The organism is Streptomyces sp. MBT53, from assembly GCF_016654115.1.
In the GTDB taxonomy this organism is placed as follows: Bacteria; Actinomycetota; Actinomycetes; order Streptomycetales; family Streptomycetaceae; genus Streptomyces.
The window spans coordinates 1-24,676 of the sequence record NZ_JAEQAZ010000057.1 but is presented as its reverse complement, the minus strand read 5'-3'; the positions used below and the strand labels follow the sequence as shown (position 1 = coordinate 24,676).

Below are 24,676 nucleotides of genomic sequence, written 5' to 3'. Positions count from 1 at the left end.
TGAGGTTATCGGCCCGGTCGATCTTCGGAACCCAACGGTTCCGGCGGTCCCCGGGCGTCGATCACTCCTCAATCATTGGAGGGCGCTGTGCGGCCGGAGGGCTACGACTACGACACCTACAGCCGACTGGCCGGACCGCTCACCGAGCCGTCCGGTGCGTCGTACCAGGTGCAGTACACCTCGCTCCTCTCGCGCGAGCCCCACCGAATACGCGCTGTCCTCCTGATGAGCCTCGCCCCGGTGCTGACCGCCGCCCTGCTCGTCTATCTCGTCTGGCCCACCCACTGGGTGGAGCGCGAGGGTGGTCAGGAATGGATGGTCGGGCTCGACATCACGATGCTGATAGCCATCGGCCTCATCGAGCTGTTCATGGTCGTCAACGTCGCCTCCGTCGCCCACGCCACGCTGGTCGCCCGCGACCCGGTCCCCGTCGTCCCCGCCCCCGGCACCCGCGTCGCCTTCCTCACGACGTACGTCCCGGGCAAGGAACCCCTGTCCATGGTCCGCGCGACGCTTGAAGGCGCGGTCAACGTCACCCACACCGGCCCTGTGGACGTCTGGCTCCTGGACGAGGGCGACGACGAGCAGGCCAAGGCGCTCTGCGCCGAGTTGGGCGTACGGCACTTCACCCGGCACGGGGTTCCCGAGTGGAACCGCCCCAAGGGCGTCCACAAGGCCCGTACCAAGCACGGGAACTACAACGCCTGGATCGCGATGCACGGCGGCGACTACGAGTTCTTCGCCTCCGTCGACACCGACCACGTTCCGCTCCCCAACTTCCTCGAGCGGATGATGGGTTACTTCCGCGACCCGGACGTGGCCTTCGTCGTGGGACCGCAGGTGTACGGGAACTACCACAACCCCGTCACCAAGGCCGCCGAGTCGCAGCAGTTCCTCTTCCACGCGTTGATCCAGCGCGCCGGCAACCGCTACCGCGCCCCCATGTTCGTCGGCACCAACAACGTCGTACGGATCGCCGCCGTCAAACAGATCGGCGGGCTGTACGACTCCATCACCGAGGACATGGCCACCGGCTTCGAACTCCACCGCCACCGCAACCCGTTGACCCGCACGCACTGGCGCTCCGTCTACACCCCGGACGTCCTCGCGGTGGGGGAGGGGCCCGCCTCCTGGACCGACTTCTTCACCCAGCAGATGCGGTGGTCGCGCGGCACGTACGAGACGCTCATCAAGCAGTACTGGAAGGCGCCGTTCACGATGCCTCCCGGGCGGCTGTTCTCGTACACGATGATGCTCGTCTACTACCCGATGACGGCCGTCAACTGGCTGCTGGGCATCCTGAGTTGCGTCCTGTTCCTGTGGTTCGGGGCCTCCGGCACGCAGGTCGCCGCGTCGGTCTGGCTGATGCTCTACAGCGACGCCGCCGCGCTGCAGATCGGGCTGTATCTCTGGAACCGGCGGCACAACGTCTCCCCGCACGAACCCGAGGGCTCGGGCGGTCTCGCCGGCATGGCGATGTCGGCGCTCTCCGCGCCGATCTACCTCAAGTCCCTGGGCGAGGCGATCGTCCGCAGGCCCAGCCGGTTCGTCGTCACCCCCAAGGGCGGCGACGCCAGCCCGGACCGGGTGATGACCTTCCGCATCCATCTCTCCTGGGCGATCCTCCTGGCGACCTCGCTGGCCGCCTCCGTCGTCCTCGACCACACCCACGCGGCCATGCGCACCTGGGCCGTCCTCGCGACGGTCATCTCCCTTGCGCCGCTTGGCGTCTGGGTCGGCTCGCTGGTCAAGGAGCGCCGGGAGCGGCACGCGCTGCTGGGCGCCGCGCGCACCCTCGACACCGTCGAACCCGCTCTCGCCACCACCGGCGCCGGGCCGTCCGTCTCCGGCACCACGACAGGGGGCAACTAGACCATGGCGTACCAGCCGTCCCAGAAAACCAGGAAGACCGTCCTCGGCATCGGCGGCATCGCCGTCCTGGCCGGTCTCAACGCCCCGGCCGCCCTCGAATTCGCCGGTGAGCAGTACCACGAGTACAAGATCACGCGGCCCGACTACATGGCCAAGTACGGCTCCTGGGACCAGATCGACATCCCGAAGGAGTACCGCACCAACGCCATCCACGCCTCGCTCCTGCACACCGGCAAGGTGCTGATCGTCGCGGGCTCCGGCAACGAGCAGAAGAAGTTCAACGCCGGATCCTTCGACACAGTCCTCTGGGACCCGAAGGCCAACACCTTCAAGAAGATCCCCACCCCGGTGGACTTCTTCTGCGGCGGCCACAGCCAACTCCCCAGCGGCAACCTGCTGGTGGCCGGCGGCACCGCCCGCTACGAACTCCTCGACGGCGAGGTCAAGCGGGCCGGCGGCGGTATGCGCGTGAAGAACGAGAACCCCAACAAGCCGATGTTCCTCAAGAAGGGCACCGTCTTCCGCTCACCGGCCGGCGTCGACTACGTCACCAGGTTCGACGTCACCGTCCCCAAGGCCAAGCGCGAGTTCAAGGTCACGTACAACGCCCGCGGTGTGATGCAGCCCTGGCAGACCAGGGTCACCGCGAGCGAGGTCCGCGTCTTCGTCGAGGCCACCGAGGCGGGCCCGATGTCGGTCACCGAGAACCAGGCCCAGTACGACGTCGTCGGCCTCAAGGGCATCGACGCGAACAACACGTACGGCCTCTCCGAGAAGATCACCCTCGACAAGCAGGACTACCAAGGCATCCGCGCCGCCTACGAGTTCGACCCGAAGGCCGAGCGGTACATCGCCGTCGACCCGATGGACAAGGCCCGCTGGTACCCGACCCTCGTCGGCCTCGACGACGGCCGCGTCCTCGCCGTCTCCGGGCTCGACGACGTCGGCGTCATCGACCAGGGCGACAACGAGATCTACGACCCGAAGACCAAGAAGTGGACCCCCGGCCCCAAGCGCTACTTCCCCACCTACCCGGCCCTCTTCCTCACCAAGGGCGGCAAGCTCTTCTACCCGGCGTCCAACGCGGGCTACGGCCCCGCCAACAAGGGCCGTGAGCCCGGCATTTGGGACCTGAAGACCAACAAGTTCACGACGGTGGCGGGCCTGCGCGACCCCGACGAGACCGAGACCTCCTCCTCGCTCCTGCTGCCCCCGGCCCAGGACCAGAAGGTGATGATCCTCGGCGGCGGAGGCGTCGGCGAGTCCAAGAAGTCGACCCCGCGCACAGCCGTGGTCGACCTGAAGCAGGACAGCCCCGTCTTCAAGGACGGCCCCAACCTCCCCCAGGGAACCCGGTACTTGAACAGCGTGATCATGCCGGACGACTCGGTCTTCACCACCAACGGCTCCTCCGACTACCGCGGCCGCAGCGCCAGCAACATCTTCAAGGCACAGTTCTACGACCCGAAGGGCAACGCCTTCCGCGAGGCCGCCGCCCCCATGGTCGGCCGCAACTACCACTCCGAGGCACTGCTGTTGCCCGACGGCCGCGTCGTCACCTTCGGCTCCGACCCGCTCTTCGACGACCAGGCCAACACCAAGCTCGGCCACTTCGAGCAGCGCATGGAGATCTTCACCCCGCCCGCGCTGCACAAGAACGGCGGCAACAGGCCCGTACTGCAGGACGGTCCGCAGACGTTGGACCGCCACCACCGGGCGACCTTCCGCACGGACCACCCCGACCGGGTCGTCAAGGCCCGTCTGATGCGGCCGAGTTCGGTCACCCACACGACGGACGTCGAGCAGCGCTCCATCGAACTCGGCCTCGTCAAGGACGGCAAGTCGGTGACGGTGGACGTACCGAACGACCGGGCGCTGGTGCCGCCCGGCTGGTACATGCTGTTCGTGACGGACGCGGACGGCACGCCGTCGGAGGCCAAGTGGATCCAGGTGCAGTGAAGTTGACCCGGTTGATCTGAACTGCCTTGTCACGCCTTGGAGTTGCGCGCCAGCTCCAGGGCGTACTCCGGCCACCACTGCCCGGCGTCGGGACCGCCCTCACAGGTGCCGTCCGAGGCGCCGGGCCGCTTGATCCACAAGTAGGCGTCCAGAGCAGGCTCGCCGGTGTCGGTGGTCGGCCGGGTGCCCAGTCCCCGCCCCGGCGGGTTGCACCAGGCGCCGGCCAGCGGCCCGTTGCCGTTGCGGCTGCTGTCGACGACGAAGTGCTTGCCGCCGAGATCCTTCGACAACTGGACGCCGTACTTCTTCGTCACGGCGTCCGTCTGGAAGTTGGAGACGTTGAGCGAGAACCCGTCCGCCTCCCCGACCCCGGCCCGCTTCAGCGGCTCGACCAGCTTCCAAGGTTCCCGGATCCAGGCCGGGTTGCCCGCGTCGAGATACACCGTCGTACCCGACTGCTGCTTCAGCCGGACGACCGCCTCGCTCAGCAACTGCTCCCGCTCGCCCTGGTATTCGCCCGGGGTGCACCCGTCCACCATGTGCGCGACGGCGTCCGGTTCGAGCACGACGAGCGCCTTGGAGTCGCCCAGGGCCTCCGCGAACTTCCCGATCCAGGCCCGGTAGGCGTCCGCGTCCGCCGCCCCGCCCGCCGAGTGCTGACCGCAGTCCCGGTGCGGGATGTCGTACGCGACGAAGATGGGCGTACGCCCCTCCTGACGCGCGGACGCCGTCGCCGCCCGGATCACCGGGCCGGGGTCGAGCTCGCCCGCCGGCCACAGCGCGGTCGGCTGATCGGCGATCCGCTCGAGCAGCGCTGCGTCGTGCTTACGCCCCTCCTGCTCCCACATCTGGATCTGCTCGGCCGCCGGGCTCGCCGGGTCGACCCAGAAGGACGTGGCGTGCGCCGGGTCCTTGGACCGGGCACCGGCGACGGACGCCTCGTCGACATCGCCGGCGGACGAACAGCCCACCGCGAGCCCGAACACCGAGACCACCGCGAACGTGCGGATCAGCCGGGACATGCCGCTCCCTTGCGCGAGGGGACATTAAGTGACGATTCGTCATTAATTGTGGACGATCCGTCACCGCGCCGGGCCCTGGCGCGCCGGTCGGCCGACGCGGGAGGTGGGTGCGGGCTGCCGGTGGTGTTCGTTCATGCGCGGGGGCGGGGGCGGGAGGTGGTGCGCCGGTCGACCGGTGCCTGAGGTGGTGGGCGCGGACTTCCGGCGGGCGTTCTTCGCGCGCCGGGTGAGGCGCTGGTCCGTGGGGCGCCGCCGCGCGAGGGGTGGCGCGGATTCCGGACACGGTTCGTCGACGCAGGGTGTCCGGTGTTGCCGCACTGCGCCGGGTCTGGCGTGGGGGTCGGGCGCCGTCCGAGGTGGGTGTGGAATCCCCGGTGGTGTTTGTTCGTGCGCTGAGGCAGGCGCTGGTGCGCTGCTCAGCTGACGCCCGGAGCCCGGCGCGGATTCCCGGCGGTGCGCGTTCGCGCACGGGGTCAGGCGCCGGTGCGTCGGTCGGCCGCCGTGCGAGGGCGGCGCGGATTCCTGTGGTGTCTGTCGGCGCGCAGTGTCGGGTGTTGCCGTGCCGCGCCCGGCTGGCGCGTCGGTCGGGCGCCGCGTGGGGCCGGCGCTGTTTCCCGACGCCGTCCGTCGGCGCGCAGTGTCGGGTGTTGCCGTGCCGTGCCGTACCGCGCCCGGCCCCGGCGCGCCGGTCAGCCCCCGCCCGTTGCCAGCGCTGCGCCCAGCGCGGTCCGTTCGTACAGCACCTGGTGGCCGTAGCGTCGTGCCGTGAGGAGGCCCGCGTCGCGCAGGACCGTCAGGTGGGCGGACACCGATGAGGGGGCCAGGTGGAGGCGGTGGGCGAGGGCGGTTGTGGAGGACGGTTCGGTGAGGGCGGTCAGTACGGTGGCTCGGCCGCGGCCCAGGAGGCGTAGCAGCGCGTCCGGGGTGTGGTCGGCGGGGTCGGTCCACAGTGCGCCGATGCCACGGGCCGGGTAGGCCAGGGTCGGCTGCCAGGGTGGCTCGAAGGTGCTCACCATGTTCGGCCAGATGAAGACGCTCGGGAGCAGGACGAGGCCCTGACCGCCGAGATGGCGCTCGTGCTCGCCGCGGAAGTCCACGGTCAGCGTCCCGGCGTCCCAGGCGCAGTGCCGGCTGATCTCAGGGAGCAGCACGCCCAGCCCTACCTCGGCGAGCCGGCGCGAGTGGAAGGCGATGTCCGCCTCCAGCAGGGCGCGCAGCCGTGGCCAGTCCGGTGCGACCAAGGTGTGCCAGACGGACTCCATCGCGTCCGCCAACTCCTCGATCATGCGGGCGGGTTCACGCAGCCAGGCCCGGCCGCGCGCGGACTCCAGCGCGCCCGGGGTGTCCGCCAGCGACCTCGCCGTGTCCTCCCGGGCCTCGGCCGGATCGACCGCGCGGACGGCGGCGATCTCCTCCTCGAAGGTGGCCGCCGGACCGATCGGCGGTGGGCACAGCCAGTCGGGGCAGTGCCCGGTCTGCGGCATCAGCAGCCACAGCGGCGCGAGATCGAGAGCGGCCGCCGCCGTACCGGTCCGCCGCAGCCAGGACGCGTGATACCCGTGCCGCTCCGGTCGCTTCAGCGTGCGTACGACCTCCTGCGTCTCCCAGAGCGGTGACACGGCGAACCGGCACCGGAGGAAGTCGTCCTCCCCGAAATACAGTCGCGACGGCATGTCTCGCCCCCCCCAAGAACCGGGCCAGAAGATTCGGCCCTGTCCGAAACTCTATGGGCGGGAGGTGCCGCCGAGCACGCTGCTCCCCATGCTTCAAGCCCCATCCGCGCCGCCTACCGGCTACCGCCGCGTCCTCGCCGTCCCCGAGTTCCGCTTCGTCTTCGCCGCGCACGCGCTGTCCCTGCTCGGCGTGGTCGTCACCGAGATCGCGCTCTCCGTCCTCGTCTACGACCTCACCGGCTCGCCCCTGATGAGCGCGCTCGCGTTCGCCGTCGGGTTCCTGCCGTATCTCGTCGGCGGGACGCTGCTCGCCGGGGTCGCCGACCGCTACCCGGCCCGGCGCGTGCTGGTGGTCTGCGACCTGGTGTGCGCGGGCTGCGTCGCGGCGATGGTGGCGCCGGGCACCGGCATCGCCGTACTGCTGCTGCTCCGCTGTGCCCTCGCCGTCGTCTCACCTGTGTTCGCGGGCACCCGGATGGCGACGCTCGCCGACATCCTCGGCGACGGCGACCTCTTCGTGCTGGGACGCTCGCTGCTGCGGATCGTGTCGCAGAGCGCGCTGCTCGTCGGATACGGGCTGGGCGGCCTGCTGCTCACCGCCGTCTCTCCGCGCCACGCCCTGCTGATCACCGTGGGCACCTTCCTCACCTCCGCGACCCTGCTGCGCCTCGGCACGCGGCGCCGCCCCGCCCGGGCGAGCGGCGGGGGCGCCCTGCTGGCCGACTCCCTCAAGGGCGCCCGGCAGGTGCTCGCGAACCGGCGTGTGCGGGCGCTGCTCCTGCTGTTCTGGCTCCCGGCGATGTTCTCCGTCGCCCCGGAGGCGCTCGCCGCTCCCTACGCGGCCGAACTCGGCGCCGGTTCGACCGGGCTCGGGCTGCTGATGTGCGCCCTGCCCGTCGGCACGATCGCCGGCGAGCTGTACGCCGGCTCCCGACTCCGCCCCGCCATCCGCGAGCGGATCGCCCTCCCGCTGGTCTGCTGCACCCTGCTGCCCTACCTCGCCTACGCCTCCCGGCCGGGCCTCGCCCTCTCCCTGGTGCTGCTGGTGATCGCGGGCGCCGGGTCCGCGTACACGCTGGGCCTCGACCAGTGGTTCGTACGGGACGTTCCCGAGGAACTGCGCGGCCGGGCCATGACCCTGCTCACCGCCGGGCTGATGACCATCCAGGGCGTGGGCATGGCCCTGGCCGGTGCGGCCGCCGAGTTCGCGGGGGTGCGCGGGGCGGTCGTCGGGGCCGGGGCGCTCGGCACGGTGTGCTGCGCCCTGCTCGCGCTGGAAGCCCGCAGGACCACCGGGGGACCGCCAGGTGACCGCCGGGAGACCGCCGACGGACCCTCGGCGGACCGAAAGACGAGACGGGGCTGACCACGATGTGACCGGCCGGTAAGGTCTGGTGACGTGCCGAAGCCGCTCAGTCTCCCTTTCGACCCCATCGCCCGCGCCGACGAACACTGGAAGCAGCGCTGGGGAAACGTACCGTCGATGGCCGCCATCACCTCGATCATGCGGGCACAGCAGATCCTGCTCGCCGAGGTCGACGCGGTCGTGAAGCCGTACGGACTGACCTTCGCGCGGTACGAGGCGCTGGTGCTCCTCACCTTCTCCAAGGCGGGTGAGCTGCCGATGTCCAAGATCGGCGAGCGGCTCATGGTGCACCCAACGTCCGTGACGAACACCGTGGACCGGCTGGCCAGGTCCGGCCTGGTCGCCAAGCGCCCCAACCCCAACGACGGCCGCGGCACCCTCGCCTCCATCACCGACAAGGGCCGCGAGGTCTGCGACGCGGCGACCCGCGACCTGATGGAGATGGACTTCGGGCTGAGCGCCTACGACGAGGAGGAGTGCGGCGAGATCTTCGCGATGCTGCGCCCGCTCAGGGTCGCGGCGGCGGACTTCGACGAGGACTGACCCAGGCGAAGAACGAGGACTGACCCGGGCAACGGACGAGGACCGACCCGGGCAGAAGACGAGCACTGACCCGGGGAAAGATCGCCCGGAACCGGTCGTTACGCTCGTCCTCATGAAAAAGAGCGTGCTGACCCGCTACCGCGTCATGGCGTACGTCACGGGTGTCCTGCTGGTCCTGCTGTGCCTCAGCATGATCGCCAAGTACCTCCTCAAGATCGACGGCGCCGGCAGCTTCACCGAGGTCGTCGCCATCGCGCACGGCTGGCTGTACGTCGTCTACCTCCTCTTCGCGTTCGACCTGGGCTCCAAGGCGAAGTGGCCGGTCGGCAAGCAGCTCTGGGTGCTGCTCGCGGGGACGATTCCGACCGCGGCCTTCTTCGTCGAGCGCAAGATCAGCCACGAGCTGGAGTCGAAGATTGTCGAGCCGACTCCGGTGGCCGCGAAGGCGTAGCGACCGGCCCGTACTCGGCCGAGTGCGGGCCCGTGGGCCGCTGTCAGGGCTCCTCGACCAGGAACCTGACGTTGTCCACCACGAACTCGCCGTACTGGAGGGCCGTTCCGACGGCCTCCAGGCGCCCGTACCGGTCCGGGGACAGCGAGGCGCCTCGCGTGGCGCGGAGCATCGCTCTCAACAGCACCCGGAACGCCAGCTCCGGAGTGCAGCGGCGGGCGCAGTCGACCAGCGCCGCCCGCACCTCGTCCGCCAGGAACCGGGTCTCCTCGATCTCGGCGACGACCGCGTCGAGGCAGGCCGTGCCGTCCTCCGTGTCCGCTCCCGCGAGCGGGTGTACGCCGGTTTCCGTGGACAGCCGCGCATCGCAGAGGCCGACGACCGTCCGCGTCCACTCCGCCCCGCTGCCGAGCCGTGTCTCGAAACTCGGCAGGTACTCCGCCCCGGCGTTCCAGAGCACCTCCAGCGTCTCCGAGGGCAGGTTGCCGAGGGTCCGCGCGTCACGGCGCACCGCCAGGGCCGCCTCGTCGCTCCACCCCGCGAGGTGGTTCGCGACGACCTCGGCGGCCGTGTCCCCGTCGTGGGTCCAGTCCTGGTGGAAGAACCCCATCACCCACGACACACCGAACTCGAACTCCGTAAAACGCGGCACCGCGCCTGGCCTCCCCTTCATCCTTCACGCCCGCGTCCGGCCAGTGGGCCTTGCCGAGGGCGCGCCTGGCCGAAGCAACCCTGCCAGAGTCCGGGTCCCGCGCCGGTGCCCGGTGCCCGGAGCCCGGAGCCGGGAGCCACGGGCGAAGGTGTGCGGACCGTCGCGACGGCGATCCTCGACATTTACTAGGACGTCCTAGTAAATTCGAAGCATGGACGCTGACGCCATCGCAGAGGGCCGCCGACGCTGGCAGGCCCGGTTCGACGCCGCACGTAAGCGTGAGGCCGACTTCACCACGCTCTCCGGGGACCCCGTCGAGCCGGTGTACGGTCCACGCCCCGGGGACACGTACGACGGCTTCGAGCGGATCGGGTGGCCCGGTGAGTACCCCTACACGCGCGGGCTGCACGCCACGGGCTACCGGGGGCGGACCTGGACGATCCGGCAGTTCGCCGGGTTCGGGAACGCCGAGCAGACCAACGAGCGCTACAAGAAGATCCTTGCCAACGGCGGCGGCGGGCTCTCCGTCGCCTTCGACATGCCGACCCTCATGGGCCGCGACTCCGACGACCCGCGCTCGCTGGGCGAGGTCGGGCACTGCGGGGTCGCCATCGACTCCGCCGCCGACATGGAGGTCCTGTTCAAGGACATCCCGCTGGGCGACGTGACGACCTCGATGACCATCAGCGGGCCCGCCGTCCCCGTCTTCTGCATGTACCTGGTCGCCGCCGAGCGCCAGGGCATCGACCCCGCCGTCCTCAACGGCACGCTCCAGACGGACATCTTCAAGGAGTACATCGCCCAGAAGGAGTGGCTCTTCCAGCCCGAGCCGCACCTGCGCCTCATCGGCGACCTCATGGAGTACTGCGCGACCGGCATCCCCGCCTACAAGCCGCTGTCCGTCTCCGGCTACCACATCCGCGAGGCGGGCTCCACGGCCGCGCAGGAGCTGGCGTACACCCTCGCCGACGGCTTCGGGTACGTCGAACTCGGCCTGTCCCGGGGCCTCGACGTGGACGTGTTCGCGCCCGGCCTGTCCTTCTTCTTCGACGCGCACGTCGACTTCTTCGAGGAGATCGCCAAGTTCCGTGCCGCGCGCAGGATTTGGGCCCGCTGGATGCGGGACGTCTACGGCGCGCGGTCCGACAAGGCGCAGTGGCTGCGCTTCCACACCCAGACCGCCGGTGTCTCGCTGACCGCGCAGCAGCCGTACAACAACGTCGTCCGTACGGCAGTTGAGGCGCTCGCGGCGGTGCTCGGCGGGACCAACTCGCTGCACACCAACGCCCTGGACGAGACCCTCGCGCTGCCCAGCGAGCAGGCCGCGGAGATCGCGCTGCGCACGCAGCAGGTGCTGATGGAGGAGACCGGGGTCGCCAACGTGGCGGATCCGCTGGGCGGTTCGTGGTACGTCGAGCAGCTCACCGACCGGATCGAGGCGGACGCCGAGAAGATCTTCGAGCAGATCAGGGAGCGCGGGCTGCGCGCCCACCCGGACGGGCGGCACCCGATCGGGCCGATCACCTCGGGCATCCTGCGCGGTATCGAGGACGGCTGGTTCACCGGTGAGATCGCCGAGGCCGCCTTCCAGTACCAGCGGTCCGTGGAGAAGGGCGACAAGCGGGTCGTGGGCGTCAATGTGCACCACGGATCGGTCACCGGTGACCTGGAGATCCTGCGGGTCAGCCACGAGGTGGAGCGGGAGCAGATCCGGGAGTTGGGCTCGCGGAAGGGCGCGCGGGACGAGGCGGCCGTAGGGGCGGCCCTGGAGGCGATGCTCGCCGCCGCGCGGGACGGGTCGAACATGATCGGACCGATGCTGGCCGCGGCGCGGGCCGAGGCGACGCTGGGCGAGATCTGCGGGGTGCTGCGGGAGGAGTGGGGCGTCTACACCGAGCCCGCCGGCTTCTAGGGCGCCAGGGCCCGTCCTGCGGATCCTGCCGCAGCGGCGGGTCGTCGGCCGCGCTCCTCAACTGCCTTGAGGGCGCGGGGGACCCGGCGCGGCGTTGCCGTCACCCGTCGGCTTCTCCGCGCTCGGGCGGCCTCGCGGGGTCCCTCGCGTCGCGCGGGGCGTCAGCTGCTGCTTTCCTGCGGTCTGATCTGCCGGACCGGGGTGGCGTTGCCGTCGCTCGTCGGCTTCTCCGTGCTCGGGCGGCCTCGCGCGGGGACCGCCCCCGTCGCATCGCCCGCGGCGACAGCCACTGCCCACGTGCGGCACCTGAGCTGCCGTGCTGCCGGACCGGCGCTAGCGTGAAGGCGGTTGAGCCCCGCTCAGTGAGGTGAGGCCCAGCAGCAGGACCTGGGTGAAGCTGCGGACCCAGTCCTCGTCGGCGGGTTCCGCGCTGACCAGGGTGCGGTGGACGACCGCGCCGGCGACCACGTCGAAGATCAGGTCGGCGGTGCGGGCGGCTTCCAAGGGGTCTGATTCGGGGGGCAGTTCGCCGCGGGCCTGGGCGCGGGCCCGGCCCTCCACGACCAGGCACTTCTGCCGGTCGACGATCGATTCGCGGATGCGTTCGCGCAGGGCGTCGTCGCGGACGGACTCGGCGACCACCGCCATCAGTCCGCTCTTGGCCTCCGGGCGGGCCAGGATCGCCGCGAACTGGAGGACGACGCCCTCGATGTCGGCGGCCAGGGTGCCGCGGTCGGGGAGTTCCAGTTCGTCGAAGAGTTCGGCGACGGCGTCGACGACGAGTTCGTTCTTGCCCGCCCAGCGGCGGTAGAGGGTCGTTTTCGCAACCCCGGCGCGGGTCGCCACGTCTCCCAACGTGAGCTTGGACCAGCCGAGTTCGACCAGGGCCTCCCGGGTGGCCGCGAGGATCGCGGTGTCCGCGGTGGTGCTGCGGGGGCGGCCCGCGGCGCGTGGGACGGGAGTGCGGCTCTGCATCCCTTGACCATAACCGGCGGTTCCTGTGGTGCAGTGAGGGAGATCACGGGGTATCCCTTTCCGCGAGGCACCCGGCACGATTACGCTACGACCCGTAGCGAAACCATGGGCGTGGGGTGGGGACCCGACGCGGACAGCACCTGCCGAACAACACCGACCGAACAGCACTGACCGGACCGGCTTTCACAACGCTTTTCATTCACACGGGCGGACGGGGGAGGATAGACGCATGCAGCCACGGAACATGTCCATGAGCGGAGTCGTCGACCTCGCCGCGGTGAAGGCGGCCCAGGAGGCCAAGGCCAAGGCGGAGCAGGCGCGCGCCGAATCCGCCAGGCAGGGCGGTGGCGGAGCCGTCTCGCCGGCCGACCTTGTGATCGACGTAGATGAGGCGGGCTTCGAGAGCGAGGTCCTGCAGCGGTCCACCGAGGTCCCGGTCGTCATCGACTTCTGGGCCGAGTGGTGCGAGCCGTGCAAGCAGCTGAGCCCGATCCTGGAGCGGCTCGCCCTCGACTACGACGGACGCTTCGTCCTCGCCAGGATCGACGTCGACGCCAATCAGATGCTGATGCAGCAGTTCGGGGTGCAGGGCATCCCGGCCGTCTTCGCGGTGGTCGCCGGGCAGGCGCTGCCGCTCTTCCAGGGGGCCGCCACCGAGCCGCAGATCCGCCAGACCCTCGACCAGTTGATCCAGGTCGCCGAGCAGCGCTTCGGTCTCACCGGGCTGACCGTCGACCCGGACGCCGTGCCGGGCGACCGCCCCGAGGCCGTCTCCGAGGTGCCGGCGGGACCCTACGACGGGCTGCTGGAAGCCGCCGTACGGGCCCTGGACGCGGGGGACTTCGGTGGGGCCGTACAGGCCTACAGGAACGTGCTGAGCGACGACCCGGCCAACTCGGAGGCCAAGCTCGGGCTCGCGCAGGCCGAGTTGCTGCAGCGGGTGTCGACGCTCGACCCGCAGCAGGTGCGGACCGAGGCCGCCGAGAAGCCGGGTGACGTGCCGGCGCAGATCGCCGCCGCCGACCTGGATCTGGTGGGCGGTCATGTCGAGGACGCCTTCGGCCGGTTGATCGACACCGTGCGCCGCACGGTGGGTGACGACCGGGACACCGTACGGCTGCGGCTGCTGGAGCTGTTCGAGGTCGTCGGGGCCGACGACCCGAGGGTGACGGCGGCCCGGCGGGCGCTGGCTCGGGCGCTGTTCTGAGCGGGGCGCGAGGCCGGTTCTGACCAGTCGGTAAACCTCGGGAACGGTGTTGCCGGTGTGAAATATTTGCCGACGGAGTGTCACTGCGACCGCGCTTTACCAAATCTTGGTAATCGCGGTCGCTGTTACTTGGAGTAAGCCGGAGCCGTTGTTCTGTCGGATTCCGTCCGAAGATCAACGGTTTTGTCCTGGCCCACGATGACACCCAGCGTCGTCAGCCGATACCGGCGGGTCGTTGTTCGGTTATCCGGTCGTTACTACCCAGTAACGAAGCCCCTTGTGCGGGCGGCGAGAATGCACCACGATCGGCGACGCTCGGTCCGTTTCCGTACCCCGACAGCCGGTCGGGTCGACGGGGTCTCCTGGGTCCCCACCGAGTAGAGCCGGAAACAATGGAGTCGGCTCTTGGGCAGGGGGGTCTTCGCCGCGAGGCGGAGCCTGTCCAGCAAGGTTGTGCGTGATGTGCGTCAGGCGCGACCAGTGGTTGTCGCTCGGGGGTGATCGCCGGTGATCGGTGCGCGGGTTCGCGCCTCCGGGTACAGGCGCTCCCCTTCCCGAGGACGTAGCACTTCTCCCATCCCTGCCCGGCTGAGCCGCCATCTGGGGGCAGTCAGGGCCAGGAGATGTACGTCCGAGAAGGAGGAAATATGGAGTCCCAGGTGCGTGGCGGGACGAGATGGAAGCGCTTCGCTGTGGTCATGGTGCCCAGCGTCGCCGCTACGGCGTGTATAGGTGTCGCCCTCGCGCAGGGCGCTCTTGCCGCGTCGTTCGCAGTTTCCGGCCAGTCGTTCAAGGTGACGGCCGACCAGCTCGACGGCACGGGCTTCACGCAGTACGGAGCCCTGGACTCGGGCTACAACCTGGACGGCAGCAAGACGGCTCACCCCGTCGCCGTCTCGGCGTTCAAGTCCGCTTCGATCACCAACATGTGCCAGTCGGTGGTCACCCCGAACATCCCGATCTTCGGATCGGTCAGCCTCATGCTGAAGGCGGGCGGCAGCGGTACGCCCGTCCAGGCCGAGAACCTGTACATCGACGTCCAGGACCTCGCCGCCGACGCGGTGTTCCACAACATCGACATCGGTGTGGCCGCCGGAAGCGCGACCAAGGGTCCGGGCATGAAGGGCGGCAGCGAGGCTGCCAACCCGTACGGATTCGCGCAGCAGGCCGAGTCGGCCACGCTGACCGACGTGAAGCAGACGGCGTGGGCCACCACTGCCGGAACCTTCAAGCTCAGCGGGCTGAAGATGTCGGTCTCGACCGGCACCCACGAGTGCTACTAGGCACTTGACGGCGGGCGGGGGAGCCGGTGGCGCCCCCGCCCGTCCACCTTCCACCCGCACCTTCACACGAGGTGCAACTCTCCACCACAGCAACGCCGTACCAGGGAGCTGTTTTCCATGAGCGCCGAGACTCCTGCCGCACCCGGTCAGTTCACCCGCCGGAGGCTGCAGTTCCGCGCCTGGCGTGGCACAAGGCCGTTCTGGGCCGGTCTGTACGTCATGCTCGGCGGACTCCCGATCGCCTACTTCCCGTACGCGCATCTCCAGATCGGGCATCTGACGCTGGCGATGGCCACCACCGCGGGCGCCGGGTCCCTGATCATCGGCGTGCTGCTCGTCGTCCTGGGCTTCAGTCTCTGGTTCCAGAAGCACGTGCGCACCTTCGCGGGTGTCGCGGCGATTCTGCTGGCGCTGGTGTCCATCCCCGTGTCCAACCTCGGCGGCTTCCTCATCGGCTTCCTCTTCGCCATGGTCGGCGGAGCGCTGGCCGTGTCGTGGGCGCCGGGCGCACCGCCGCAGCCGCAGGCGGCAGTGGAGGACACACAGGGAGAAGGCGGCGCACCCGCAGCCGCACCGCACGAGGCCGCACCGCACGAGTCCGCGTCGTACTACGAAGCCGCGCCTCACGAGTCTGTGCCGCACGAGTCCGCCGACGACGCGGACGAGCCCAAGGATCTGTCAGGAACGAGCCCGGTGAACAACGGGGCGAACGGGAGGCACAGTGCCGGCTGACGAGGTGACCCACGGGACTGACGTGGACGCGTCCCGTGTGAGAACCGGGCCGCGGCACGCGGCGCCCAAGAAGCCGTTGCTCACCAGGCTCCACATGCCCGCCGGCAAGGCGATAGCCACGGTGGCGATGCCGACCGCCGTGATCGTGGGGCTGGGTTTCACGTCCTCGCTCGCTCTCGCCGACAACGGTTCGACGACCTCGCCGTCGTCGAAGAGTCTGACGGCCGACGAGTACAAGGACTGTGTCGCGGCTCTCGCGAAGTCGACGGAGAGCGCCTCGGCCACGCCGTCCGCGTCCGCGAGCGAGTCCTCGGACTCGACCAAGGACGAGACGACACCGTCGGCCACGGCGACGGACTCCGCCACGAAGGACTCGGGCACGACGTCCTCGTCGGATTCGGGTTCCGACGACAAGTCCACGCCCACACCGACCGCTTCGGCCTCGGCGAGCAAGTCGACCGAGTCCGGCACCACCTCGTCCGGCTCCACCGCCACCGCGACGCCCTCGGCGACCGCGAGCAGCGAAAGCCTGCTGGACACCATCGGCGACGCGATCACCGGCATCCTCACCGGCGGTTCGTCGAGTTCGGACGCCACGGCGACCGCCACGCCGACGCCGACCGCGTCGGCCTCGGCGAGCGCCACGAAGGACACGTCCACGGACGACTCCTCCAGCGCGTCCGACACCGTCAAGGAGACGACGAAGAAGGTCACCGACACGGTCGACGACACCGTGAAGGACACGACCGACACGGCGACGAAGGCGGCCGAGGACACGGCCACGTCCACCGCCACCGCTTCGGACACGGCGAGCCCGTCCGCGAGCGCGAGCACCGACACCTCGGACTGCCCGGTCGCCACCGACGACCTCAGCGGCGTCGACAACAAGGTGCTGCTGCCCGACGACCCCTGGTACCTGAACGCGAGTTCGCTGCTGCTCAAGGGCGCCGACTACAAGGGCATCGTCGAGGTGAAGACCGCCAGCGGCAAGGTCAAGAAGGTCCTGAAGTACGTCATCTCCGGTGGCACCGACATCGGCGACCTGCACCAGACGGTGGACGACAAGCAGTCCGGCAAGACGTACCACGTGCAGGCGGCCTCCGGCTCGACCTCCACGATCCGCGACGGCGACACCGTGATGTACACGGAGTCCATCTCGGGCAACCTGTTCGGACTGATCCCGATCACGTTCGACCCGGACAACCCGCCGCCGCTGAACATCCCGCTGATCTACTTCACCAACGTGAAGGTGGTCCAGGCCGGCCAGTTCGGCGGCACGCTGACCGTCCCCGGTCTGCGCAGCTACCAGAACTGAGCCCGTCCACAAGCCCGTTCGGGAGCCGCGAAGGAGCAGTGCCCCGCCGAGTACGTCTCGGCGGGGCACTGCTCCGTTCGACGGGAGGACAGATGATCGCCTTCTCCTTCGTGCCCCACGCCGACGACCCCTTCTGGTCCCCGGCGCATCCGCTGGAGCACCCGTACCGGCCGGAACACCCGGAGCTGACCGGCGCGGACTTCTCCGTCAGCTTCTTCCGGGCGGACGTACGGCTGGTCGTCCACGGCGTGGATCTCGGCCTGAGCACGCGGGGACTGCCCGTCGTCGACTTCGCTCTCATGCTGGAGTACGCGAGAAGAGAGCTCGAGACCCGCGGCGACATCGCGGTGGAGACGAGCGTGTCCGGTCACGTGTTCTCGCTGAGCCGGGGAGGGGAGACCGTCACCCTCACGACGAACTACGCGCCGCGGGTGGCGGAGCTGACCTGGACCGAACTGCGGCAGCTCACCGACCGGGCCAAGGCCGAGGCGTACCGGCTGATCACCACCGCCCACCCGGAGCTGCGCGCCCACACATGGCTGCGCGAGACGGTCGGAGCACCGTCGACGGCCTGATCCGACAGACAGGAACCGAGGGCGCCCCCTGATCACAGGGGACACCCTCAGCGCCGTACAAGATCCTTCAGGCGTACGTCAGTTGCCCTCGCCGCCGCCGAGGTGGTGGACGCGGAGCATGTTCGTCGTGCCGGCCACACCAGGGGGCGAACCGGCGGTGATGATGACGGTCTCGCCCGGGTTGAAGCGGTTGATCTTCGCGATCTCGCCGTCGACCATGTCGACCATCTCGTCCGTGCTGTTGACGAACGGCACCACGTGCGACTCCACGCCCCAGCTGAGCGTCAGCTGGTTGCGGGTGCCCTCGTCGGTGGTGAACGCGACGATCGGCTGGGCCGCGCGGTAGCGGGACAGCCGGCGGGCGGTGTCACCGGACTGCGTGAAGGCCACCAGGGCCCGGCCGCCGAGGAAGTCGGCGATCTCGCACGCGGCACGCGCGATCGAACCACCCTGCGTCCGCGGCTTCTTGCCCGGCACGAGCGGCTGCAGGCCCTTGCTGAGCAGCTCCTCCTCGGCCGCCTGGACGATCTTCGACATCGTCTGCACGGTCTCGATCGGATAGGCGCCCACCGAGGACTCGGCGGAGAGCATGACCGCGTCCGCGCCGTCCAGGATCGCGTTGGCCACGTCGGAGGCCTCGGCGCGCGTGGGGCGGGAGTTGGTGATCATCGACTCCATCATCTGGGTCGCCACGATCACCGGCTTGGCGTTGCGCCGGCACAGCTCCACCAGGCGCTTCTGCACCATCGGGACCTTCTCCAGCGGGTACTCCACGGCGAGGTCGCCACGGGCCACCATCACCGCGTCGAAGGCCGCGACCACGGCCTCCATGTTGGCGACCGCCTGCGGCTTCTCCACCTTGGCGATGACGGGGACCCGGCGGCCCTCCTCGTCCATCACCTTGTGGACGTCGTACACGTCGCTCGCGTCGCGCACGAAGGACAGGGCGACCATGTCGCAGCCCATCCGCAGCGCGAAGCGCAGGTCCTCGACGTCCTTCTCGGACAGCGCGGGCACGTTCACGGCCGCGCCAGGCAGGTTGATGCCCTTGTGGTCGGAGATGACGCCGCCCTCGATGACGATCGACTTCACCCGCGGGCCCTCGACGCTCAGCACCTTCAGCTCGACGTTGCCGTCGTTGATCAGGATCTGGTCGCCGCGGGAGACGTCACCGGGCAGGCCCTTGTACGTCGTACCGCAGATGGTCTTGTCGCCCGGGACGTCCTCGGTGGTGATGGTGAACTCGTCACCGCGCACCAGCTCGACGGGACCCTCGGCGAAGGTCTCCAGGCGGATCTTCGGGCCCTGCAGGTCGGCGAGGACGCCGATGGCACGGCCGGTCTCCTTGGCCGCGGCACGGACGCGGTCGTACCGGCCCTGGTGCTCGGCGTGGGTGCCGTGGCTGAAATTGAAGCGGGCCACATTCATGCCGGCCTCGATCAGCGACACCAACTGCTCGTGGGAGTCGACCGCGGGGCCGAGAGTACAGACGATTTTCGAACGGCGCATGGGACGATCCTATCGGTTTGTTTCGCTACGGAATATTCCGTCTGGCGGAAGATACAAATGGGCGGGCATGCGCTCAGGCGTTGTAATTTCCGACCAGTGCATAGGTCTGTGTGGCGATCTCCAATTCCTCGTCCGTCGGCACCACCGCGACCGCGACCCGCGACGACTCCGGCGAGATCAGCCGCGGCTCGTCACTCCGTACGGCGTTCAGTGCCCCGTCCACCTCCAGCCCCAGCAGCTCCAGGCCCGCCACCGCGGCCTCCCGCACCGCGCCCGCGTTCTCCCCGACCCCCGCCGTGAAGGCGACCGCGTCCACCCGGCCGAGTACCGCGCAGTAGGCACCGATGTACTTCTTCAAACGGTGAATGTAGATGTCGAAGGCGAGTTCCGCCCGTTCGTCGCCCTCGTCGATCCGGCGCCGGATCTCGCGCATGTCGTTGTCCCCGCACAACCCGATCAGACCGCTCTTCTTGTTGAGAAGAGTGTCGATCTCATCGGTGGACATTTCGCCAACACGCATCAAATGGAAGATGACGGCCGGATCCAGGTCTCCCGACCGGGTCCCCATCACCAGCCCTTCCAGCGGCGTCAGCCCCATGGAGGTGTCCACGCACCGCCCACCTCTGACCGCCGACGCGGACGCCCCGTTCCCGAGATGCAGCACGATGACGTTCACGTCCTCGGGCGCCTTCCCCAGCAGCTTCGCCGTCGCCCGCGACACATACGCGTGCGAGGTCCCGTGGAACCCGTACCGCCGGATCCGGTACGCGTCCGCGGTCGCCACGTCGATCGCGTACCGCGCGGCCGACTCCGGCATCGTCGTGTGGAACGCGGTGTCGAACACGGCCACCTGCGGCAGATCGGGCCGCAACGCCATCGCGGTCCGGATCCCGACGAGGTTCGCCGGATTGTGCAGCGGAGCGACGGGGATCAGCCGCTCGATCTCGGCGAGGACGGTGTCGTCGATGACCGTGGGCGCGGTGAAGGTCATCCCGCCGTGCACGACCCGGTGCCCGATGGCCGCCAGTTCGGGAGAGTCCAACCCGAGCCCGTCCGCGGCGAGTTGCTCCGCTACGGCCTTCAGGGCGGCCTCGTGGTCGGCGACAGGGGCGGTCAACTCCCGTACGGCGCCGGTCGTCACGCAGGTGTGCTTGAGCCGGGAGGTCTCCTCGCCGATGCGCTCGACGAGCCCCAGGGCCAGCCGCTCGCCGCCGCGCATGTCGAGCAGTTGGTACTTCACCGACGATGAGCCGGAGTTGAGGACGAGGACACGGGTCGCGGTCACTGCTGGGAGGCCTTCTCGTTCGAGATCTTCGGGTTCTGGGCCTGGATCGCCGTGATGGCCACGGTGTTCACGATGTCGGAGACAAGAGCGCCCCTGGACAGGTCGTTGACCGGCTTGCGCAGCCCCTGGAGCACCGGCCCGACGGCGATCGCGCCGGCCGAGCGCTGCACGGCCTTGTAGGTGTTGTTGCCGGTGTTGAGGTCGGGGAAGATCAACACGCTTGCGCGGCCCGCGACTTCGGACTCCGGCATCTTGGTGGCGGCGACACTCGGCTCGACGGCGGCGTCGTACTGGATGGGCCCCTCGATCCGCAGATCGGCCCGCCGCAGCCGGACCAGCTCCGTGGCCTCGCGCACCTTGTCGACGTCGATGCCCGAGCCGGACGTACCGGTGGAGTACGACAGCATCGCGATCCGCGCGGCGACCCCGAACTGCTCGGCGGTGGCGGCGGATTGGATGGCGATGTCGGCCAACTGCTCGGCGTTCGGGTCGGGGTTGACGGCGCAGTCGCCGTACACCAGCACCTTGTCGGCGAGGCACATGAAGAAGACCGACGAGACGATGTCGGCGTCCGGCTTGGTCTTGATGATCTCGAAGGCGGGCCGGATGGTGGCGGCCGTGGAGTGCACGGCGCCCGAGACCATCCCGTCGGCGAGCCCGGCCTGCACCATCAACGTCCCGAAGTAGTTCACGTCGGCGACGACGTCGTAGGCGAGTTCGACGGTCACGCCCTTGTGGGCGCGGAGTTCGGCGTACTTCTCGGCGAAGCGGTCGCGGAGTTCGGAGGTCTGGGGATCGATCAGCTGGGCGGCGCTGAGGTCGATGCCGAGGTCGGCGGCCTTCTTGCGGATCTGGTCCTCGGGGCCGAGCAGGGTCAGCTCGCAGACGCCCCGGCGCAGCAGCACCTCGGCGGCGTGCAGGACACGGGGCTCGGTGCCCTCGGGGAGGACGATGCGGCGCTTGTCGGAGCGGGCCCGCTCCAGGAGCGTGTGCTCGAACATCATCGGGGTGAGGCGGTCACTGCTCGGCGCGGAGACCCGCCGGAGCAGGTCGCCGGTGTCGACGTACCGCTCGAAGAGACCGAGCGCGGTCTCCGCCTTGCGCGGGGTGGCCGCGTTCAACTTCCCCTCCAGGGAGAAGAGTTCGGCGGCGGTCGGGAAGGACGTGCCGGTCACCGAGACGACTGGGGTGCCCGGGGCGAGGCGGGCGGCGAGGGTGAGGATCTCGTCGCTCGGCACCTCGTTCAGGGTGAGCAGGACGCCGGCTATCGGCGGGGTGCCGGCGCTGTGCGCGGCCAGCGCCCCGATGACGAGGTCGGCGCGGTCGCCCGGGGTGACGACCAGCGCGCCCGGGGTGAGCGCCTTGAGGAAGTTGGGCAGCATCGCCCCGCCGAACACGAAGTCCAGCGCGTCGCGCGCCAGCCCCGAGTCGTCCCCGAGCAGCACCCGGCCGCCGAGGGCGTGGGTGATCTGCGCGACGGTCGGCGCGGAGAGCGCGGGCTCGTCCGGTACGACGTAACAGGGCACCGGCAGCCGGGTGGTGAGGCGCTGGGCGATCTCCTCCCGGTCCTCGCGGGCGACCCGGTTGGTGACCATGGCGAGGACGTCGCAGCCGAGGCCGTCGTAGGCGCGGTAGGCGTTGCGGGTCTCCGCGAGCACGGACTCGGAGGTCTGCTTGCGTCCGCCGACGACGGGGATCACGGACGCGCCGAACTCGTTGGCGAGACGGGCGTTGAGGGCCAGCTCGTCCGGGAACTGGGTGTCCGCGAAGTCGGTGCCGAGGACGAGGACGACGTCGTAGTCCCGGGCGACGAGATGGAAGCGCTCGACGAGCGTCGACACCAGCTCGTCGGTGCCCTGCTCGGCCTGGAGGGCGGACGCCTCGTGGTAGTCCATGCCGTAGACGGTCGCCGGGTCCTGGGAGAGCCGGTAGCGGGCGCGCAGCAGTTCGAACAACCGATCGGGATCGTCGTGGACGAGGGGACGGAACACCCCCACCCGGTCGACCTGGCGGGTCAGGAGCTCCATGACCCCCAGCTCGACGACCTGACGGCCGTCGCCGCGGTCGATCCCGGTCACGTACACGCTGCGGGTCACGCGTGCTACCTCGCTTCGTTTCGGCGGTCGTTTCGGTGATTGTTTCGGTGGCTGTTTCGGTGGTCATAAAAATCGCCCACCGAGGTGAGCAGAACCCTCTTGACAATACCTCCGGGGGTGGTTAAGGCGCCCCTCGGTCCGGCGGGAGCGGCATCGCCCTGAGGGACGTGAAACAATCGGATCCGGCTCACCGGTATCAACAGCGAGCAGGAGACACAGCACGATGCGCATCGGAGTTCTCACCGCAGGCGGCGACTGCCCCGGCCTGAACGCAGTGATCCGATCGGTCGTGCACCGAGCGGTCGATCACTACGACGACGAGGTGATCGGCTTCGAGGACGGCTACGCGGGCTTGCTGGAGAGCCGCTACCGCACCCTCGACCTGAACGCGGTCAGCGGCATCCTCGCCCGCGGCGGCACCATCCTCGGCTCCTCCCGGCTGGAGCGCGACCGGCTGCGCGAGGCCTGTGAACGGGCCGAGGACATGGTCGAGGCCTTCGGCATCGACGCGCTGATCCCGATCGGCGGCGAGGGCACGCTCACGGCGGCGCACATGCTGTTCGAGGCCGGGCTGCCGGTGGTGGGCGTCCCCAAGACGATCGACAACGACATCTCGGCCACGGACCGCACCTTCGGCTTCGACACGGCGGTGGGCGTCGCCACGGAGGCGATGGACCGTTTGAAGACCACGGCGGAGTCCCACCAACGAGTGATGGTCGTCGAGGTCATGGGCCGGCACGCGGGCTGGATCGCGCTGGAGTCCGGGATGGCGGCGGGCGCCCACGGCATCTGCCTGCCCGAGCGCCCCTTCGACCCCGCCGACCTGGTCAAGATGGTCGAGGAACGCTTCGCCCGCGGCAAGCGGTTCGCCGTCGTGTGCGTAGCCGAGGGCGCGCACCCGGCCGAGGGCTCCATGGACTACGGCAAGGGCGAGATCGACGCGTTCGGCCACGAGCGCTTCCAGGGCATCGGCACGGCACTGGCGTACGAACTGGAGCGCCGCCTCGGCAAGGAGGCCAAGCCGGTCATCCTCGGCCACATCCAGCGCGGCGGCGTACCGACCGCGTACGACCGGGTGCTGGCGACGCGCTTCGGCTGGCACGCGGTGGAGGCCGCGCACCGGGGCGAGTTCGGACGGATGACGGCGCTGCGCGGCACGGACGTGGTGATGGTCCCGCTGGCGGAGGCGGTCACCGAGCTGAAGACGGTCCCGAAGGACCGCATGGACGAGGCGGAGTCGGTCTTCTAGGTCTGTTCTGGCTCGCTCAGTAGGTACTCCTCTCGACCACGGCCCAGAAACGGCTGATGATCTGGTCGAGGAAGTCGCGCCCGGCCTCGCTCGCGTCGCCGGGCGAGTTGCCGCCGGCCCAGCTGAGAGTGGCGACCATCCGCCCCTGGTATTCCTGGTGCAGCTCCTTCAGAGACTCCTCCAGGACGTGCCGGTCCAGGGGCACCATTTTTCCGATCGGCCGTACGGCGGCCTGCCAGCGAGTGGTCATGGCGCCGCGCAGCAACTCCGCGAGTTTCGCGTCGCGTCCGGTGACGCTGATGAAGTCGGGCAGCGAGAGGTCGAGCAGATCGGCGAGCGCGGCGGACTGGCGCTCGGTGCCGCGCCACTCGTCGTTCTCCTCCATCCGTAAATACACGAGGAGTTCGAGCCCGACGCCACGGGCGATGTCCTCCGGCGCGAGGCCACAGGCGAGACGGTGCTCACGCAGCGTGCGTGGCTTGCCGATGAGTTCACTCGCGGAACACCACAACACGCCCGCGAGCGCGGTGAGTTCGGGACCGGACGGCGCGGTGAGCCCACGCTCCCAGGCGATGACCAGGTCCGGCGTGACATAGGGCAGCCCGAACGACACACGCATCCCGTACGCGACGTGTTCGGGACCCATGTCAAGAGCGGTCCGGAGCCTGCGGGCGGCGGGGGCGTTGAACGGCGGAGTGGGCGGCGTGGACTGGCTGTGTTGAGCTGGGGGTCGGCGCACGGGGCACAAGCTAGGGGCGCCCGAGTGCGGTGACTACGGTCTGTTCGGCCAGGATTACGGATTGTATGAACGTACGGATCCGGTCGCGAGGAGGAGCCCGAACGCGGCTGGGGCCGGCGCGCGCGGTCACGGTGCGTGGCGGCCGAGGGTGCCGGATGGTCGCCGAGGGGCGGTGAATATGCCGATCTACCTTGCCATTTGCGTGGGTGGCGGGCACTGGCCGAGGGGGTGGGGGTGGTTCTGCCGGCCTCGGGTGTGTGG

Annotated in this window: 20 protein-coding genes; 12 read left to right on the top strand and 8 right to left on the bottom strand. The window is 69.7% G+C overall.

Translation table 11 applies throughout. From position 1 onward, the window contains the following. Positions 1 to 87: 87 nt before the first annotated feature. Both JHN45_RS22160 and JHN45_RS22155 read left to right on the top strand, forming a co-directional pair. Positions 88 to 1,872, top strand: a complete 1,785-nt coding sequence (locus JHN45_RS22160) for a glycosyltransferase family 2 protein (RefSeq protein WP_200713176.1) — start codon at positions 88 to 90, stop codon at positions 1,870 to 1,872. A 3-nt stretch (positions 1,873 to 1,875) separates the two neighbouring features. Beyond that, entirely contained in the window at positions 1,876 to 3,831 is a 1,956-nt protein-coding gene (locus JHN45_RS22155) for a kelch motif-containing protein (protein ID WP_201050180.1), read from the top strand. Positions 3,832 to 3,860: 29 nt separating this feature from the next. Here JHN45_RS22155 and JHN45_RS22150 read toward each other — a convergent pair whose 3' ends face one another. Together JHN45_RS22150 and JHN45_RS22145 are read right to left on the bottom strand one after the other, a co-directional pair. Next, positions 3,861 to 4,853, bottom strand: coding sequence for a glycoside hydrolase family 6 protein (locus JHN45_RS22150; protein ID WP_201050179.1), 993 nt, complete (start codon positions 4,851 to 4,853; stop codon positions 3,861 to 3,863). A gap of 689 nt (positions 4,854 to 5,542) precedes the next feature. Next, positions 5,543 to 6,526 (bottom strand): DUF5937 family protein, encoded by a 984-nt coding sequence (locus tag JHN45_RS22145; protein WP_201050178.1) that lies wholly within the window; start codon positions 6,524 to 6,526, stop codon positions 5,543 to 5,545. An 88-nt stretch (positions 6,527 to 6,614) separates the two neighbouring features. Here JHN45_RS22145 and JHN45_RS22140 point away from each other — a divergent pair, with 88 nt between their 5' ends. The 3 genes from JHN45_RS22140 to JHN45_RS22130 all read left to right on the top strand — a co-directional run bounded on the left by JHN45_RS22140 (position 6,615) and on the right by JHN45_RS22130 (position 8,886). Then, complete coding sequence (locus JHN45_RS22140) at positions 6,615 to 7,892, top strand: MFS transporter (protein WP_236583936.1); 1,278 nt, start codon at positions 6,615 to 6,617, stop codon at positions 7,890 to 7,892. Between the two features lie 33 nt (positions 7,893 to 7,925). After that, on the top strand, positions 7,926 to 8,435 hold the full coding sequence (locus JHN45_RS22135) for a MarR family winged helix-turn-helix transcriptional regulator (RefSeq protein ID WP_200715383.1): 510 nt from the start codon (positions 7,926 to 7,928) through the stop codon (positions 8,433 to 8,435). Between the two features lie 112 nt (positions 8,436 to 8,547). Then, positions 8,548 to 8,886 (top strand): DUF3817 domain-containing protein, encoded by a 339-nt coding sequence (locus tag JHN45_RS22130; RefSeq protein WP_200715382.1) that lies wholly within the window; start codon positions 8,548 to 8,550, stop codon positions 8,884 to 8,886. Between the two features lie 43 nt (positions 8,887 to 8,929). Here JHN45_RS22130 and JHN45_RS22125 read toward each other — a convergent pair whose 3' ends face one another. Next, positions 8,930 to 9,538, bottom strand: a complete 609-nt coding sequence (locus JHN45_RS22125; RefSeq protein ID WP_201050177.1) for a hypothetical protein — start codon at positions 9,536 to 9,538, stop codon at positions 8,930 to 8,932. Positions 9,539 to 9,749: 211 nt separating this feature from the next. On the opposite strand from JHN45_RS22125, the gene JHN45_RS22120 reads away from it, so the two are divergent. Further along, entirely contained in the window at positions 9,750 to 11,450 is a 1,701-nt protein-coding gene (locus tag JHN45_RS22120) for a methylmalonyl-CoA mutase (RefSeq protein WP_201050176.1), read from the top strand. Between the two features lie 333 nt (positions 11,451 to 11,783). On the opposite strand, the gene JHN45_RS22115 is transcribed toward JHN45_RS22120, so the two are convergent. Then, a complete protein-coding gene (locus JHN45_RS22115; RefSeq protein ID WP_201050175.1) occupies positions 11,784 to 12,425 on the bottom strand; it encodes a TetR/AcrR family transcriptional regulator in 642 nt (213 codons plus the stop codon). A 229-nt stretch (positions 12,426 to 12,654) separates the two neighbouring features. Between JHN45_RS22115 and JHN45_RS22110 the strand changes: the two genes are divergently transcribed. The 5 genes from JHN45_RS22110 to JHN45_RS22090 all read left to right on the top strand — a co-directional run bounded on the left by JHN45_RS22110 (position 12,655) and on the right by JHN45_RS22090 (position 17,537). Next, the gene (locus JHN45_RS22110) at positions 12,655 to 13,632 is read left to right on the top strand and encodes a tetratricopeptide repeat protein (RefSeq protein WP_200715378.1); all 978 of its coding nucleotides are present in this window, start codon (positions 12,655 to 12,657) and stop codon (positions 13,630 to 13,632) included. A 647-nt stretch (positions 13,633 to 14,279) separates the two neighbouring features. Continuing rightward, positions 14,280 to 14,915, top strand: coding sequence for a DUF6230 family protein (locus JHN45_RS22105; protein ID WP_200715377.1), 636 nt, complete (start codon positions 14,280 to 14,282; stop codon positions 14,913 to 14,915). Positions 14,916 to 15,032: 117 nt separating this feature from the next. Continuing rightward, positions 15,033 to 15,647 (top strand): DUF6114 domain-containing protein, encoded by a 615-nt coding sequence (locus JHN45_RS22100; RefSeq protein ID WP_200715376.1) that lies wholly within the window; start codon positions 15,033 to 15,035, stop codon positions 15,645 to 15,647. After that, positions 15,637 to 16,962, top strand: a complete 1,326-nt coding sequence (locus JHN45_RS22095; RefSeq protein WP_201050174.1) for a hypothetical protein — start codon at positions 15,637 to 15,639, stop codon at positions 16,960 to 16,962. Before JHN45_RS22100 ends, JHN45_RS22095 begins: the two co-directional genes overlap by 11 nt. Before the next feature lie 92 nt (positions 16,963 to 17,054). Further along, positions 17,055 to 17,537: a hypothetical protein gene (locus JHN45_RS22090; protein WP_201050173.1), complete on the top strand. Its 483-nt coding sequence runs from the start codon at positions 17,055 to 17,057 to the stop codon at positions 17,535 to 17,537. Positions 17,538 to 17,615: 78 nt separating this feature from the next. On the opposite strand, the gene pyk is transcribed toward JHN45_RS22090, so the two are convergent. From pyk to pta, 3 genes are all read right to left on the bottom strand, one after another. Continuing rightward, on the bottom strand, positions 17,616 to 19,046 hold the full coding sequence (gene pyk, locus JHN45_RS22085; RefSeq protein WP_201050172.1) for a pyruvate kinase: 1,431 nt from the start codon (positions 19,044 to 19,046) through the stop codon (positions 17,616 to 17,618). A gap of 73 nt (positions 19,047 to 19,119) precedes the next feature. Then, the gene (locus tag JHN45_RS22080; RefSeq protein WP_200715372.1) at positions 19,120 to 20,331 is read right to left on the bottom strand and encodes an acetate kinase; all 1,212 of its coding nucleotides are present in this window, start codon (positions 20,329 to 20,331) and stop codon (positions 19,120 to 19,122) included. Beyond that, entirely contained in the window at positions 20,328 to 22,427 is a 2,100-nt protein-coding gene (gene pta, locus JHN45_RS22075) for a phosphate acetyltransferase (RefSeq protein WP_201050171.1), read from the bottom strand. The genes JHN45_RS22080 and pta overlap by 4 nt, the downstream gene beginning before the upstream one ends. Positions 22,428 to 22,650: 223 nt before the next feature. On the opposite strand from pta, the gene JHN45_RS22070 reads away from it, so the two are divergent. Further along, positions 22,651 to 23,676 carry an ATP-dependent 6-phosphofructokinase gene (locus JHN45_RS22070; protein WP_200715370.1) on the top strand — a complete coding sequence of 342 codons (1,026 nt, stop codon included), beginning with the start codon at positions 22,651 to 22,653 and terminating at the stop codon, positions 23,674 to 23,676. A 16-nt stretch (positions 23,677 to 23,692) separates the two neighbouring features. Here JHN45_RS22070 and JHN45_RS22065 read toward each other — a convergent pair whose 3' ends face one another. Further along, complete coding sequence (locus tag JHN45_RS22065; protein ID WP_200715369.1) at positions 23,693 to 24,322, bottom strand: XRE family transcriptional regulator; 630 nt, start codon at positions 24,320 to 24,322, stop codon at positions 23,693 to 23,695. Positions 24,323 to 24,676 lie beyond the last annotated feature (354 nt).

Coding starts and splice junctions, on each gene's coding strand:
- JHN45_RS22155 (WP_201050180.1), top strand. CDS start 1,876: ATGGCGTACCAGCCGTCCCAGAAAACCAGGAAGACCGTCCTCGGCATC.
- JHN45_RS22150 (WP_201050179.1), bottom strand. CDS start 4,853: ATGTCCCGGCTGATCCGCACGTTCGCGGTGGTCTCGGTGTTCGGGCTC.
- JHN45_RS22145 (WP_201050178.1), bottom strand. CDS start 6,526: ATGCCGTCGCGACTGTATTTCGGGGAGGACGACTTCCTCCGGTGCCGG.
- JHN45_RS22140 (WP_236583936.1), top strand. CDS start 6,615: ATGCTTCAAGCCCCATCCGCGCCGCCTACCGGCTACCGCCGCGTCCTC.
- JHN45_RS22130 (WP_200715382.1), top strand. CDS start 8,548: ATGAAAAAGAGCGTGCTGACCCGCTACCGCGTCATGGCGTACGTCACG.
- JHN45_RS22120 (WP_201050176.1), top strand. CDS start 9,750: ATGGACGCTGACGCCATCGCAGAGGGCCGCCGACGCTGGCAGGCCCGG.
- JHN45_RS22115 (WP_201050175.1), bottom strand. CDS start 12,425: ATGCAGAGCCGCACTCCCGTCCCACGCGCCGCGGGCCGCCCCCGCAGC.
- JHN45_RS22110 (WP_200715378.1), top strand. CDS start 12,655: ATGCAGCCACGGAACATGTCCATGAGCGGAGTCGTCGACCTCGCCGCG.
- JHN45_RS22105 (WP_200715377.1), top strand. CDS start 14,280: ATGGAGTCCCAGGTGCGTGGCGGGACGAGATGGAAGCGCTTCGCTGTG.
- JHN45_RS22100 (WP_200715376.1), top strand. CDS start 15,033: ATGAGCGCCGAGACTCCTGCCGCACCCGGTCAGTTCACCCGCCGGAGG.
- JHN45_RS22090 (WP_201050173.1), top strand. CDS start 17,055: ATGATCGCCTTCTCCTTCGTGCCCCACGCCGACGACCCCTTCTGGTCC.
- pyk (WP_201050172.1), bottom strand. CDS start 19,046: ATGCGCCGTTCGAAAATCGTCTGTACTCTCGGCCCCGCGGTCGACTCC.
- JHN45_RS22070 (WP_200715370.1), top strand. CDS start 22,651: ATGCGCATCGGAGTTCTCACCGCAGGCGGCGACTGCCCCGGCCTGAAC.
- JHN45_RS22065 (WP_200715369.1), bottom strand. CDS start 24,322: ATGGGTCCCGAACACGTCGCGTACGGGATGCGTGTGTCGTTCGGGCTG.